Origin of the sequence: Solwaraspora sp. WMMD406, from assembly GCF_029626025.1 — a bacterium.
Lineage (GTDB): Bacteria > Actinomycetota > Actinomycetes > Mycobacteriales > Micromonosporaceae > Micromonospora_E.
This window is the reverse complement of the sequence record NZ_JARUBF010000001.1, coordinates 6490982-6504834: the sequence shown is the minus strand read 5'-3', so window position 1 is coordinate 6504834 and position 13853 is coordinate 6490982. Positions and strand designations below refer to the sequence as shown.

Sequence of the window (13853 nt, the reverse complement as noted above, 5' to 3'; positions counted from 1 at the left end):
CGCCGAACCGACCGCGGACCGGCCCAGGCTGAGCAACTCGGGTTCGACGGCATGCCGCAACGGCTGTTCGTGTGCACCCCGAGCAAGCTGTCGGCCTATACCGATTGCCCCCGCCGATACCGATACACCTACCTGGATCGGCCGGCTCCGCCGAAAGGGCCGCCCTGGGCCCACAACTCGCTGGGGGCCAGCGTGCACACCGCGCTACGTGGCTGGTTCACGGCCGCGCCGGGCAACCGCCGGCCGGAGAGCGCGGCCACCCTGCTCAAGGGCAGTTGGGTACGGGAGGGCTACCGCGACGAAACCCAGGAACGAGCGGCGTTCCGGCAGGCGTCGCGGTGGCTGGAGGCGTACCTGTCGGCGATCGACCCCACCGACGAGCCGCTCGGTGTCGAACGGGTGGTCGCGGTGAAGACCGCCGTTCTGGCCTTCAACGGACGGGCCGACCGGATCGACTCCCGGCCGGGCCCGCGCGGCCCGGAAGCGGTCATCGTCGACTACAAGACCGGCCGGGCGACCTTGACCGACGACGACGCCCGAGGGTCGTCGGCGCTCGCCCTCTACGCCTTCGCCGCGCAGCGCGTGTTCCGCCGCCCGTGTCGCCGGGTGGAGCTGCACCACCTGCCGACCGGTACGGTCAGCGCCTTCGAACACACCGAGGACTCACTGGCCCGGCAGGTTTCCCGGGCCGAGGCGACCGCTGCGGACATTGGTACGGCGGAGCAGGCGGTCGCGCGTGGTGCCGATCCCGACACCGCGTTTCCCACCACCCCGAGCACCCTCTGCGGCTGGTGCGACTACCGACGTACCTGCCCCGCCGGCCGGCAGGTGCCTGAGCAGCCACAGTGGGCGGCGGTGGAACGGATGCTGGCGGAACCGGCCGATCGGCCGGCGGCGGTGGTTCCGGTCGACGATCCGCCGGGACCGCGTCCGGCTCCGGAGTGAGCGGCTGGTCCTGCTTCGGGCTGCCGGCCGGGCCCCTGCTTCGGGCTGCCGGCCGGGCCCGGCTACGGGTCGAGCCGGCCGGCCCGGTCTCGGGCGGCCTTGCGGAGCGGGCCCTCCACCAGATCGCGCGGTACAGCCCGCAGGGCCAGCCGCAGACCGCGCGCCGAGAGCGCGGCGCACACGTCGGTGGTCGGCAGACCCAGCCCGCCGTACATGCGCCGGGCCCAGGACGGCAGCAGCCCGGCGGCGGTGGCCGCGACGCCGAGGTACGCCAGCCGTGGCGGGCCAAGCCCGAGGCCGAGCCGCCACGGCAGGCTCAGCCCGGCGGGCACGGGCGGAGCGGTGAGGAACAGCGCGGTGTCAGCGGCGTCCTTGGTGATCCTCAGCTGGGGCCGGATGTGCCGGTAGTAGGCGGCGATCTCGGCGGCGCTGCCCGGCACGCTGTCCGGGTCCAGGCCGACCAGGGCCGCGCTCCGTCGCTGTTCGGCGTAGTAGCGGTCCACCTCGTCCGGACTCAGCCGCAGCCCGGCCCGGGTGGCGGTGGTCAGGAACGATTCGACCTCGGCGACGTGCACCCAGCGCAGCAGCTCGGGTTCGTCGACGCGGAACTCGGTCCCCGTATCCGGATCGGTCGCCCGTAGCCGGGAATGCAACCGGCGGATTCGTGCTCCGGCCGCGGTCGCTTCGGCGGTGGTGCCCCAGACCGTGGTCGCGACGTAGATCGAGGTCCGCGTCAGCCGGCCGAACGGGTCCGCCCGGTAGCTGGAATTCTGTGCGACGCCGGCGATGGCGCGCGGGTGCAGCGCCTGCAGGTAGAGCGAGCGGAGGCCGGCGACGATGAGGATCGGCTCGTCGTGGACCCGCCAGGTGACCGAGTCCGGCCCGAACAGCCCGAGGTCTTCGCTGGTGGCGGCCGACCGGTCCGGCCGGTGGCGGGTGGCCGTCACGTACCGCTGGCCGTCATGCGCTGCTGGTCGCCGTCGGCAGCCGTTCCACGCCGGTGGCCTGGCAGGCCGGGCAGAGGCCCCAGAAGGTGACCTCCGCCTCGTCGATGTCGAAGCCGTGGGTGGTGCCAGGCTCCAGACAGGGCGCGGAACCGACCGTACAGTCGACGTCGCTGACCTCCCCGCAGCGTCGGCAGACCAGGTGGTGATGGTTGTCGCCGGTGCGGGCCTCGTAACGGGCCGCGCCGCCGGCCGGTTCGATGCGTCGGGCCAGACCGGCCCGGGTCAGCGCGTCGAGCACGTCGTAGACGGCCTGGGTGGAGACCGAATCGATCCGACCGCGTACCTGCCGGGCGATCTCGGCGACGCCCAGGTGGCCACCCTGGGCAAGCACGTCGAGCACGGCGGTGCGCGGCCGGGTCACCCGAAGACCCCTGCTGCGCAGTTGCTCCGCCGCCGACATCCTTTCATCGAAACACGCAGGTGAGCGGGGTTCAAGATAGAGTCGGCGACTATCGTGGTCACGGCACGATCCGAGGAGGACCGGTGATCGAGGAGATCCAGGGCATTCCTGCCCATCCGCTGGTGGTGCATGCCGCCGTGGTGTTCGTGCCGCTGCTCGTCCTCGGTGCGCTCGTCTACGGGCTCGTGCCCCGGCTACGGCGCCGGATCGGCTGGGCGGTCGCCCTGCTCGCGGTCGTCGCCCCGATCGCCGCCGGCCTGGCGACCACCACCGGTGAGGCACTCCAGCAGGATCTCGTGGAGCGAGGGTATCCGGCGCAGATCCTGGACCAGGTCGCCGAGCATCAGCGGTACGGCGACCTGACGTTCTGGTTCAGCCTGGGCCTGGCGCTGGCCACCGGTCTGCTGATCTTCCTGACCAGTGCCCGGGGCCGGGCGACCAAGGCACCGGGCTGGCTGACCATCGCCTTGGTGGTCGTGGTCGTGGCCCTGGCCGGGATGACCGCCGTCTACACCTATCTGGCCGGCGACAGCGGTGCCCAGGCGGTGTGGGGGAACTTCTGACCGCCGGGCTCCGACCAGCAGGTGTGGCTCGGCACAGCACGTGGCTCAGAACAGCACCCGCGAGCAGAGCAGACAGATCACGATGACCAGTACCGCGGCAGCGATCATCCCGACGCCATAGGTGACCGTCCGGGCGTTGCGTTCATCGTTTTCCACCGCCTCGATGTCCTGGGGCGGCAACGATCGCGGCGGTGCCGGCCGAACGACCAACGGCGGCCGCCAGCCAGGTGGGGGAGGCGCGGCAGCGGGCGGTCCGGGATAGGTCGGCGCGGCCGGACCACCGCCGGTGCCGGTCGGTCCGAGGCCGGTCGCCGGTCCAGAGCCGGTGCCCGGGTCAGGACCGACACCCGGTGGGGCCGACGCGGGACGCCGCCAGAAGCCGTCGTCGGGCTCGCCGCGATCTGTGCTCACAGTGGCGACGCTACCAATGACGGCGTACCGGATCGCCGTGGCCGGCGCGGGGGGCCGAGCCGGCCGACCGGTACGGGTATCCTGTGACCCGTGCGTGATCTCGACGAGTCCGTACCCGAGAGGCGTAGCGGGGACGCCGACCGCCTGGTGGATCTGAGCGATGACGATCTTCCGCTGCCGCCGGAGCGGAGCGTCGACGACACCGACCATGGTTGGGGTGACCAGATCGGCTCCAACGACGAACGGCTGCTCGCCGAGCGCCCTCCGCACTGGGGCTGAGCGTGCTGGCCCTGCGGGCGGCGAGGTAGCCGTACCAGGTCAGGTGGTGGTCGAACTGGCCGCTGCCGGCGCCTTGCCCGTACCGCCGGGCGAGGCCGAACCGCCCGCCCCCGAGCTCGCCGCCGCCCCCGCGCCGCCGCCGGAGCTGGAGCCGCCGGAACCAGACGTGGCCGCGCCGTCGGCCGACGTGGCGGAGTCCTTCTTCCCGGTCGACGGCTTGTCGGTGGGCGAGGCGTTCGCGCCGCCAGCGTTCTTGCCGTCGGCGCCACGGGAGTCGGTCCGGTAGAAGCCCGAGCCCTTGAAGACGATGCCGACCGAGTTGAAGACCTTACGTAGCCGCCCGGCGCAGTCCGGGCACTCGCTCAGCGGGTCGTCGGTGAAGGACTGCACCGCCTCGAGTTGGTGTCCGCACGCGGTGCAGGCGTACTGGTAGGTGGGCACGGTCTCCTCCGAACGTGGCTGGCCATTGGCACTCGACCTATTCGAGTGCCAATGGTGCGTCATCGGACCTGTTTTCGTCCAGCGAAAGTGTGCCGTAGCTCATTCGGCCGCCGGCACCGGCCGCCAGCCGGCCGGGGTGATCACCTCGGTGACCCGTCGGTCGTGGGCCTCGGCGGGCAGCTCCGGCAGCAACTCGCCGTCGTGTAGCAGGGCGACGAGTGGGGTGTCGGCGCGGGCCCGCGCCAACGCCCGGTCGTAGGAACCGCCACCCCTACCCAGCCGGACGCCACGCCGGTCGACCGCGAGCGCCGGTACGACGATGAGCGCGGCGTCGGCGACCACAGCCGGACCCAGCCGGTCGCCGACCGGCTCGACCAGACCACGGCCGACCGGTCGGAGCCGCTCCGCTCCCCGGTAGGGTGCCCAGTCCAGGTCGCCATCGGGCAGGGTGACCGGCAGCAGGATCCGACCCGCCGGGCCGACCGCGTCCGCCAGCAGGTCCGGCAGGTCGGCCCCGCCCGGCTCACGGCCGATCGGGACGTACCCGGCCACCAGGCCCGGTGCGTACCGACGAACCAGTTTGCGCAGCTCAGCATGTATGCACTGGCGGGCGGCAATGAGGTCGGCGGCGGTCAGGTTGCGGCGGCGGGCGAGAATGGCGGTTCGGAGTCTGTCCTTGGGCAACGAGTAGGCATTAGCTCCATCGGGAAAATCCGACACCCAACACTCCTGTGGCACGTGCTGCGAAATATCTGGGTTGTGTCAGCATCGCACCATCAGGTGAAGAAGCCTCTGGGGGAAGAGTGACCCTGCGTGGACGATTGACCACTGCATTCCTCTCGGTCGTGCTCGGGCCGGTCCTGCTGGGTGCCTTCTTCGTCGGTGCCACCGTGGCCGCGGTCGGGCAGAGTCGCTCCACCGAGCGTCTCGACCTGGCGGCGACCAGCATCCGTACCTCGATCAGCGCCCTCTGCCGGCAGCTGGAGGCGGCGGCCGGGGCGGTGGCCCTCCTGTCGGATCCGGAGCAGGCCCAGGCCGCAGCCGACCAGGTGGTGGCCCGCGAACTGGCGTCGGCCGTCCGGGTGACCGAGCCGGACGGGACGCCGATCGCAGTCACCGCCGACGCTCCCGAGCTGCCCTGGATCGGCTGCCCGGTCGGGCGGGCCGACGACGGCTTCGCCGAGCCGACCGGAACACCCGCGACCTCCGCCGGAACACCCACGACCTCCGCCGAGCCGACGTCAGTACCCACGATCTCCACCGATTCCACCGGTCAGGCCGCTGGGGTGCCTGGGTTACGACAGTCCGCACCGGCCGTGTCCGTGCGGGTCGAGATGCGGGATCCGGACGGCACCATGATCGGCTGGGTCGCCGCGGCGCAACTGCTGGACGCCGACTTCGTCGCCCGGCTCGCCGCCTCCAGCGGCGTCGCGGTGACCCTGTTCGGCGACACGACCGGCTCGGCCATCGTGCACAGCACCGAACCGGCGGACGCGCGCAGCGCGGTGATCGAGGCCGTCAGTGGCCTCGACGAGGGAAGTACCGCCTCGACCCACGACGGTCGACACGTACGGTGGATCGGGCCCGGCGCCGACCAGCCGTTGCCAATGGCGTTGTCCACGCCCCGGGAACAGCTCCCCGGCCTCTACGCGGTCCTGATCGCGACGATCGTCCTGGCCGGACTGCTCGCCGTCATCGCGGCGTGGTGGCTGGCCCGGTCCACCACCCAGCCCCTGGCGGAACTCGCGGACGCGGCCAGCCGGGTCGTCGACGGCGACCTGACCGCCCGGGTTCCGGTACGCGGCTCGGACGAGGTTGGTGAGCTCGCGGCGATCTTCAATCGGATGACCCGGGAAGCCCAGGCGTACGTCCAGGCGCTCACCGCCAGCCGGGACCAGCTGCGCGGCCAGCTCACCATCCTCGGTGACACCCTGTCGAGCACCCACGACCTGCAACGCATCCTGCGGGTCATCCTGCAGACCGCGCTCGCTGCCACCGGCGCCCGCGACGGTGCCGTGCTGGTGCTGGACCCGGTCGCCGGTGTCCTCGTCGGCCAGTCCTCCAGCCCGTCGGCCGGACAGCCCACCACCTCCGGCGGTGCCGACGATCCAGCCGTGGGGGAGAGCACGCCGGCCCGGCCCGGCAACGGCACGACGACCGCCGCCGAGGGCACATCGTCGGTAGGTGCCGTCTCCGGTGCCGTCTCCGCCGGGACGCCGGCCGGGACGCCAGCCGGGACGCCAGCCGGCATGTCCGCCGGCACACCTGGCGTCCTGCACGTGCCGCTCGGCAGCGGACTGCTCGGCACGGTTGCCCTGAGCGGTCAGGCGCGTCGTGGCCGGATCGAACGGGACGGTCCGCCGCTGTCGGCGTACGAGCCGTCCTGCCGGACGTACGTGGCGGTGCCGTTCTCGGTGCCGGACTGGAGCACCGAGGCCGGCGTACTGTCGATGGACCCGGCGGTGGGCCGGCCCGGCGGCACGCGGCCCGCGAACGCACCGGCCGCCTTCGGCGTACTGGCCGTCTACGACCGGCTCGGAGGCGACGAGTTCGACGACGCGGACCTGATCACCCTGCGGACGTTCGCCGGGCACGCGGCGGTGGCGGTGCACAACGTACGGATGCACAAGGAAGCCGAGCGGCTGTCGGTGACCGATCCGCTGACCGGGCTGTGGAACTACCGGCACCTGCGTGAGTCGATCCGCCGGGAGATCGAACGGGCCACCCGGTTCGGTCGGATGCTCGCCGTACTCGCGCTTGATCTGGACCGTTTCAAGGACGTCAACGACACACACGGGCACGCCGCCGGGGACAGCGTCCTGGTCGAGTTCGCCCGGCGGATCCGCGCGGAGATCCGCGAGGTCGATCTCGCCTTCCGCCAAGGCGGCGAGGAATTCGTCGTGCTGCTGCCGGAGACCGACATACGGGGTGCGGCGATCGTCGCCGAGCGGCTCTGCGCGGCGGTCCGCGACAGCCCGGTCCGGGTCGACGCGCACACCGGTACGAGTGGTCGGGACCGCACCGCGATCTCGGTGACGGTATCGATCGGGATTGCCGTTTACCCGGATCACGCCGATACCGGCGAGGAGGTGCTCGACGCGGCCGACGACGCGCTGTACGCCGCCAAAGCGGCTGGCCGGGACACGTTCCAGGTAGCGAAGCGGGCGCTGGTGCGGGTTCGACCGACCGCCACCGGCGGCGGCGCGGGCGCCCCGGAGAGTGGACTGCCGCCCGCCAGCGGCGCGTCTTTCGGGCCACACCCGCCGCGACAGAGCCGTGGCCGATAGTCTCGCGGCATGTCGGAGCATGCAGCCACCCCAGCAACGACCCCCACGTCCGGGCCGCGACGGCGGGCGGTCAAGGCGGTCATTCCCGCCGCCGGACTCGCCACCCGGTTCCTGCCCGCGACCAAGGCCGTACCGAAGGAACTCCTCCCGCTGGTCGACCGCCCGGTCCTGCAGTACATCGTCGAGGAGGCGGCGGCGGCCGGAATCAGCGACGTCCTGCTGATCACCGGTCGGGGCAAGACCTCGATGGTCGACCACTTCGACCGCCAGCCCTATCTGGAGGCCCGGCTCGCCGAAAAGGGTGACCAGCAGCGGCTGGACGCGGTCCGCCAGCCGAGCCAACTGGCCGACATCTACACCTGCCGCCAGCACGAACCGCTCGGCCTCGGCCACGCGGTCGGCTGCGCCCAGGCGCACATCGGCGACGAGCCGTTCGCCGTCCTGCTCGGTGACGAGTTCGTCGACGAGAACGACCCGCTGCTGCCGGCGATGATCGACCTGCAGGCCCGTACCGGTGGGATCGTGCTGTCGTTCATGGAGGTCCCGCCGGCCGAGACCAAGCGGTACGGCATCGCCTCGGTCGAACCGGCCGACGAGTCGGTGCAGAACGGCGCCGAGATCGTCCGGGTCACCGGCCTGGTGGAGAAGCCCTCCGCCGAAGACGCCCCGAGCAACCTCGCCGTACTCGGCCGCTACGTCCTGCCGGGCAGCGTCTTCGAGGCGATCAAGCGGACCAAGCCGGGTAGCGGCGGCGAGATCCAGTTGACCGACGCGATGGCGATGCTGCTCGCCGAGGGGACGCCGGTGCACGGGATCGTCTACCGGGGCATGCGCTACGACACCGGCGCGCCGCTGGGATATCTGCAGGCCGTGGTGCAGATCGCCTGCCAGCGGGAAGGGCTCGGCGACGAGTTCCGATCATGGCTGCGCGAGTTCGTCGCCGACACGCCCGGGGTGCCCACTACATGACCGCGACGGCCGACGCCGAGGCGGCCTTCAACGAGCTGACGCCGCTCGCCGAATACCTGGGCAGCGTGCTGCGCAGGATTCGGCCGCTGCCGCCGCTCGACCTCGACCTCACCCAGGCCCACGGCAACCTCCTCGCCGAGGATGTCGCGGCGCCGCATGCCTTCCCCGCGTTCGACCAGGCGGCGATCGACGGCTACGCGGCCCGCTGGGAGGACATCGCGCCGGCCGGTCGGGGCGGCAAGGCCGCCCCGACCGGCCGCGGCGTCGCGCCGCCGGCGCGACTGCGGCCGGTCCGGCTCAACGTGGTGGGCGACCTCGGCGCGGCGAGCTGGCGGCCGGTCCGGCTCACCCCGGGCACCTGCTTCTCGGTGGCGGCCGGAGCACCGTTGCCGATCGCCGCCGACGTGGTCGTGCCGATCGACTGGACCGACCAGGGCATGGCGGCGGTGGAGATCTTCCAGGTGCCCCGGCGCGGGTACGGGCTGCGCCGGGCCGGTGAGGAGTTGCCGGCCGGCGCGGTGCTCGCCCGCGCCGGCTCGTACGTGACCCCGGCGATGGTGGCGATCTTCGCCGCGACCGGTATCGGGCACGTCGTGGTCCGCCCGAGCCCCCGGGTCGTCATCGTCGCCACCGGCGACGAGTTGGTGGACGTGGGGCGCAGCAGCCAACCGGGGCAGGTGGTCGACGCGAACTCGCACGCGCTCACCGCTGCTGTCGCCGAGGTGGGCGCGCTCGCGTACCGGGTGGGGATCTGCGACGACGATCCGGAGGGGCTGCGGGGACTGCTCGAGGACCAGGCCATGCGCGCGGATCTGATCATCACCACCGGCGGCACCGGCACCGGGCCCGGCGACATGGTCCGTCGGATATTCTCGCGACGCGAAGGCGGCCGGGCGGGGCCGGTCACCTTCACCGAGGTCGCGCTCTATCCCGGGACGTCGCTCGGCTTCGGTACGGTCGGAGCAGAGGAGGTGCCCGTGGTCTGCCTGCCCGGTGAGCCCGGTTCCGCGCTGATCGGATTCGAGGTGCTGGCCCGTCCGGCGATCCAGCTGTTGGCCGGCGCCGAGCCGGTCTTCCGCCCGAGCGTACGGGCCCACCTGCTGGAGACGGTCGCCTCGCCGGCCGGGCTGCGCGAGTTCCGCCCGGCGCACGTCGCCGAGCGACGCGGCGGCGGTTACACGGTCCAGCCGCTGCGTGGCGGGCCGTTCACCCTTTCCGGTCTGGCCGAGGCGAACGGTCTGCTGGTGCTCGGCGAGCGGGTGACGACCGCCGCCGCTGGTTCTACTGTCGACGTGTTGTTGCTGGACCGGCAACGGTGATGGGTGAGGCCGTGATCGGCTGGCCGGTGGTGCTCACCGACGGGCCGGTGCTGCTGCGTCCGTACCGGCGGACCGACGCCGTCGAATGGTCGGAGGTGCGTCGCCGCAACCAGGCGTGGCTGGCCCCCTGGGAGTCCGCTCCGCCCGGTCCCTGGCACGAGCTCAACTCGCCGGACGCGTTTCGTTACCTCTACCGCGATCAGCGTCGGGCGGCGCGGCGCGGCGAGAGCATGCCGTTCGCGGTCTGTCTGGTCGAGCCGACCGGGCAGCGGCTGGTCGGCCATCTCAATATCGGCAACATCGTCCGCCGTGCCTTCTGCTCCGGCTACGCCGGCTACTGGATCGACGCGGCGGTGGCCGGACGCGGAGTGATGCCGACCGCGTTGGCCCTTGCGGTGGATCACGCCTTTGTCGCCGGCGGGCTGCACCGGATCGAGGTGAACATCCGGCCGGAGAACGTGCCATCACGACGAGTAGTGGAGAAGTTGGGTTTCCGTGAGGAGGCCTACCATCGTCGCTACATGCACATCGACGGCGCCTGGCGCGACCACGTCGGCTACGCGCTGACCAGTGAAGATGTCCTGGCAGAAGGCGGTTTGCTGGCCCGCTGGCGCCGACTGCGCACCAGCGCGCGTTAGGCCGTTCCGCCGGCCGTGGTCGGCGCGGCGCACAAAATTCCTGGTCGGACGCCCGTAACCTCAAGTAACGAGAAGGTACGGCAACCGAACACACCTTCATGTTCCGCGTGCGGGTAGCTGGTTGCCTCGGGGTGACGGGAGGGATGAGGGTGCCGACGTCGGTGCTCCTCGCCGTCCTCGCCGCCGCCGGGCTGCTCGCCCTCGCACCAGCGTTGGTCCGCCGGTACGACGCCACCGAGCGCCTGGTGGCGGAGCGGGCGCTGTCGACGGCGCGGGTGCTGCAACGCCGCCGCCGTCGTCGCACCGTGCCCGGCCGTCGGCCGGTCAATCCGCCGCGCGCCCGCCGGCTGACCATCCGCGCCGGAGTCGGCTCGCACAGTGATACGGCAGCCGACGCCGCAGCGTTCAACGACACGTCGTCCCCGGTGTCGGCGGTCCCCGCGTCCGCCATGCCGTCCTCCGCCATGCCGTCCTCCGCCGTGCCGTCCTCCGCCGTGCCGTCGTCGGCGGTGCCGTCGTCCGGCTCGGCGGTGCCGTCGTCCGGCTCGGCGGTGCCGGCCCGGCGCGGCGCCCGGCTGCGGCTCGTCGCACCCGGCGGCACCCGGCAGCGCCGACAGCAGCCCCGGCGGCACACCCCGGCCGTGATCCGTCGCCGGCGGGTCTTCGCGGCGCTGCTCCTGCTCAACCTGGTCGAGTTGATCGGCGTGCTGGTGGTCGGCCCCGGCTTCTGGATCAGCTTCGCCGTCACCGCGCTGCTGCTCGCCGTCTACCTGGTGCACCTGCGCAACCGGGCCGTCATCGAGCGGCGACGCCGTCGGCAGCGGGCCCGGGAAGCCGCCTGGCTGGCCGCCCGGCAGGCCGAGGTACGCCGGGAGCAGGCCCGCCGGGCGGCGGCCCGTCGGGAGGCCCAGCGCCGTCTCGCGGCCCAACGCGAGGTGGTACGCCGGGCCGCGATGGGTCTGGACCGACCACGGGACCTGCCGGCGGCGGCCAGCGGCGGCGTCGGTGGTTCGGTCTCCTACCGGCGTACGGGTGGCCTGCGTGGCCGTGCCTACGAAGCGGGCCGTGCCCCCGAGACGGGGCGGGGTCACGACACCGGCCGGTCCTGACCCTCGCCTCGCGTGGGCCGTACCCGACCTGTTAGCCTTGTCGCCGGTCCACTGCTGGCGTTTCTCGGGCGGTGGGCTACCCGTTCAGGGGGCTGTGGCGCAGTCCGGTAGCGCACCTCGTTCGCATCGAGGGGGTCAGGGGTTCGAATCCCCTCAGCTCCACCACAGAGCAGCATCGCCGAAGGGCGGGTTCTCGCAAGATCGAGAACCCGCCCTTCGGCCGTCCGCCTCAGCGAGCGTCGAGTGGGTCCACCGCCGGCCGGACGCCGGCACCGTCGTCGCCGCGACGCCCGTCGCGCCGCAGCCGTACCCGGTCCGGCTGGGCCTCTTCCAGAGCGGCCGCGACCTCGAGCACGAGCTGGTCGCAGCCGGGGTGTCCGGCGAGCTGCAGCCCGATCGGCATCGCGTCATCGTCGAGACCCCAGGGCAGACTCAGCGCCGGTCCGCCGGTCACGTTGAACATGCCGACGAACGGCGAGATGGTGAAGATCTCCCGGAACAGCTCGGTGGCCGTACGGTCGGTGTGCAGCGTGCCCAACGGCGGGGCCGGGCGAGCGGTCGTCGGGCTGAGTACGAGATCCACGGTCGCCAGCGCCCCGGCCAACTCCCCGGCGAGCCGGCGCAGCTCCAACGTGGCCCGTACCTGGCTCGTCGCGTCGGCCCGCCGTCCCCGCTCGATCAGGTCGAGCACGGCTGGTTCGACGGTGTCCGGCCCGGCTTGGCGGCCGGTGGTGCGGGCCAGGTCGTCCACCGTGGCCGCGAGGTGCCCGGCGATCACCGCGCCGAGCACCGGCCCGATCCGGCCGGCGGCTTCCACCGCCGGCAGCGGCACGACCCGATGCCCCAGCGCGGCCAGCGCGGCGGCGCATTCCCGCACCGCGAGCAGGTACGCCGGCGCGACCGGATCCCCGGACGGGGTGTCGACCAGCACTCCGATCGTCGACGGGCGCGGCCGGGTGTGGTCGGCCGGGGCGGGATAGGGCTCGCCGATCGCCGGCCCGCTGGTGACCGAGAGCAGCAGCGCCGAGTCGGCCACCGTCCGCGTGATCGCGTGCTCGTGGCTGAGCCCGCTCCAGTCGTCTACCCGGTACGGGCCGGCCGGGTTCCGGCCCCGGGTCGGCTTGAACCCGACCAGCCCGCACCACGCCGCCGGGATCCGGATCGACCCGCCGCTGTCGCTGGCGTGCGCGGCCGGCACCATGCCGGCGGCGACCGCCGCCGCCGCGCCGCCGCTGGAGCCACCCGGTGAGCGCTGCCGATTCCACGGGTTGCGGGTCGGGCCGTACAGGACCGGCTCGGTGGTGATGTTCAGGCCGAACTCCGGCGAACTGGTCCGGCCGATCACCAGCGCGCCCGCCGCTTCCAACCGGGCGACCATCGTCGAGGTGCCGGCCGGGTCGAGCCCGGCGAACAACCGGCTGCCTCGGGCCAGCGGCAACCCGTCGACCTCGGCGTGCAGGTCCTTGACCAGGTAGGGCAGGCCGGCGAGTGGCCCGGTCACCCGTCGACCGGCACGCAACCGGCGGAGCGCCCGGTCGGGGTCGAGGCGTACCACCGCGCCGATCCCCGGGTCGAGCGCCTCGATCCGGGCCGCTGCCGCCCGTACGATCTCCGCCGGGTCGACCGCGCCGCCGTTGACCGCCGCCGCCAGGTCGCGCACCGACCCGTCCAGCAACTCCCGCACCGACCCGTCCAGCGATTCCCGCACCGACCCGTCCAGCGATTCCCGCACCGCCTCAGTCCGCCTGTCCCGCCGCGCCGAGGGCCCGCGCCAGCGCCGCCGGGTCGCTGAACAGGACCTCGTGCGATCCCGGCAGTTCCACCAGGCGGAACTGCCCGAGTCGGGCGGACTGGCCGGGGTGCCAGGTGAACTCCTCGACCGGGAACGCGATGTCGTCGGTGGCGTACACGTAGCTGCGCGGCACCGGTAGTTCGGTGAAGCCGGGCAGTGGGAGCGGTTCACCGGAGCGGCCCAACGGCTCGGGGGTCAACCGGGCGTACGCGGCGCGGGCGGTGGCCTCGTCGGCGTCCTGGATGAACGTGGCGCGGAACGCCTCGTACGGCAGCATCAGCGTGCCGTCCGCCGTGGCCAGGGATCCGAAGGCGGCCGCCGCCGACGGCGGCAGGTGTTGTAGCACTGTGTCGCCGTCGCCGAGTACGTACGCGTTGTGGAACACCAGGCGGGCGAGTCGCTGCGGCACCGCCACCGCCACCGCCTGGACCACCGCTCCGCCGAAGCTGTGCCCGACGAGCACCACGTCGTGGAGATCCTTGTCGGTCAGCAGGTCGACGACGCTGCCGACCGTCCGCGCCATGGTGACCGTGGGATCGCCGCCGGCGCCGTTGCCGGGCAGCGTCGGCGCGTACACCTCGTGTCCGGCCGCTTCGAGGTGCCTGCGGACCCCATCCCAACAGCTGCCGTCGTGCCAGGATCCGTGGATCAGGACGAACCGCATGATCGTCTCCTCCGCTAGGGTGCCCCAGA

At 72.8% G+C, this 13853-nt stretch carries 15 protein-coding genes and 1 tRNA gene; 9 read left to right on the top strand and 7 right to left on the bottom strand.

Annotation, left to right across the window (positions count from 1 at the left end; translation table 11 throughout):
* Positions 1-51 precede the first annotated feature (51 nt).
* Positions 52-945 carry a PD-(D/E)XK nuclease family protein gene (locus tag O7632_RS29055; protein ID WP_278120490.1) on the top strand — a complete coding sequence of 298 codons (894 nt, stop codon included), beginning with the start codon at positions 52-54 and terminating at the stop codon, positions 943-945.
* A gap of 62 nt (positions 946-1007) precedes the next feature.
* Here the strand turns inward: O7632_RS29055 and O7632_RS29050 are convergent, their stop codons facing one another.
* Both O7632_RS29050 and O7632_RS29045 read right to left on the bottom strand, forming a co-directional pair.
* The gene (locus tag O7632_RS29050) at positions 1008-1892 is read right to left on the bottom strand and encodes an oxygenase MpaB family protein (RefSeq protein ID WP_278118946.1); all 885 of its coding nucleotides are present in this window, start codon (positions 1890-1892) and stop codon (positions 1008-1010) included.
* A 13-nt stretch (positions 1893-1905) separates the two neighbouring features.
* Positions 1906-2352: a Fur family transcriptional regulator gene (locus tag O7632_RS29045; RefSeq protein ID WP_278118944.1), complete on the bottom strand. Its 447-nt coding sequence runs from the start codon at positions 2350-2352 to the stop codon at positions 1906-1908.
* Between the two features lie 83 nt (positions 2353-2435).
* Here O7632_RS29045 and O7632_RS29040 point away from each other — a divergent pair, with 83 nt between their 5' ends.
* Positions 2436-2915, top strand: coding sequence for a DUF2231 domain-containing protein (locus O7632_RS29040; protein WP_278118942.1), 480 nt, complete (start codon positions 2436-2438; stop codon positions 2913-2915).
* Positions 2916-2960: 45 nt separating this feature from the next.
* Here the strand turns inward: O7632_RS29040 and O7632_RS29035 are convergent, their stop codons facing one another.
* Entirely contained in the window at positions 2961-3326 is a 366-nt protein-coding gene (locus tag O7632_RS29035) for a translation initiation factor 2 (RefSeq protein WP_278118941.1), read from the bottom strand.
* 90 nt (positions 3327-3416) lie between these two features.
* On the opposite strand from O7632_RS29035, the gene O7632_RS29030 reads away from it, so the two are divergent.
* On the top strand, positions 3417-3605 hold the full coding sequence (locus O7632_RS29030; RefSeq protein ID WP_278118939.1) for a hypothetical protein: 189 nt from the start codon (positions 3417-3419) through the stop codon (positions 3603-3605).
* A 39-nt stretch (positions 3606-3644) separates the two neighbouring features.
* Here the strand turns inward: O7632_RS29030 and O7632_RS29025 are convergent, their stop codons facing one another.
* Together O7632_RS29025 and O7632_RS29020 are read right to left on the bottom strand one after the other, a co-directional pair.
* Entirely contained in the window at positions 3645-4046 is a 402-nt protein-coding gene (locus tag O7632_RS29025; protein WP_278118937.1) for an FmdB family zinc ribbon protein, read from the bottom strand.
* Positions 4047-4145: 99 nt separating this feature from the next.
* Complete coding sequence (locus O7632_RS29020; RefSeq protein ID WP_278118935.1) at positions 4146-4766, bottom strand: 5-formyltetrahydrofolate cyclo-ligase; 621 nt, start codon at positions 4764-4766, stop codon at positions 4146-4148.
* Between the two features lie 101 nt (positions 4767-4867).
* Between O7632_RS29020 and O7632_RS29015 the strand changes: the two genes are divergently transcribed.
* The 6 genes from O7632_RS29015 (at position 4868) to O7632_RS28990 (ending at position 11533) form a co-directional block, all read left to right on the top strand.
* Positions 4868-7333, top strand: coding sequence for a diguanylate cyclase (locus O7632_RS29015; RefSeq protein WP_278118933.1), 2466 nt, complete (start codon positions 4868-4870; stop codon positions 7331-7333).
* Positions 7334-7342: 9 nt separating this feature from the next.
* A complete protein-coding gene (locus O7632_RS29010; RefSeq protein WP_278118932.1) occupies positions 7343-8302 on the top strand; it encodes a UTP--glucose-1-phosphate uridylyltransferase in 960 nt (319 codons plus the stop codon).
* On the top strand, positions 8299-9621 hold the full coding sequence (gene glp, locus O7632_RS29005; protein ID WP_278118930.1) for a gephyrin-like molybdotransferase Glp: 1323 nt from the start codon (positions 8299-8301) through the stop codon (positions 9619-9621). The genes O7632_RS29010 and glp overlap by 4 nt, the downstream gene beginning before the upstream one ends.
* The gene (locus O7632_RS29000; protein WP_278118928.1) at positions 9621-10259 is read left to right on the top strand and encodes a GNAT family protein; all 639 of its coding nucleotides are present in this window, start codon (positions 9621-9623) and stop codon (positions 10257-10259) included. Before glp ends, O7632_RS29000 begins: the two co-directional genes overlap by 1 nt.
* 143 nt (positions 10260-10402) lie before the next feature.
* Entirely contained in the window at positions 10403-11368 is a 966-nt protein-coding gene (locus O7632_RS28995; RefSeq protein WP_278118926.1) for a hypothetical protein, read from the top strand.
* A gap of 88 nt (positions 11369-11456) precedes the next feature.
* Positions 11457-11533, top strand: a tRNA-Ala gene (locus O7632_RS28990).
* A gap of 64 nt (positions 11534-11597) precedes the next feature.
* Here the strand turns inward: O7632_RS28990 and O7632_RS28985 are convergent.
* Positions 11598-13100: an amidase gene (locus O7632_RS28985; protein WP_278118925.1), complete on the bottom strand. Its 1503-nt coding sequence runs from the start codon at positions 13098-13100 to the stop codon at positions 11598-11600.
* A 4-nt stretch (positions 13101-13104) separates the two neighbouring features.
* A complete protein-coding gene (locus O7632_RS28980; protein WP_278118923.1) occupies positions 13105-13824 on the bottom strand; it encodes an alpha/beta hydrolase in 720 nt (239 codons plus the stop codon).
* Positions 13825-13853: the final 29 nt, after the last annotated feature.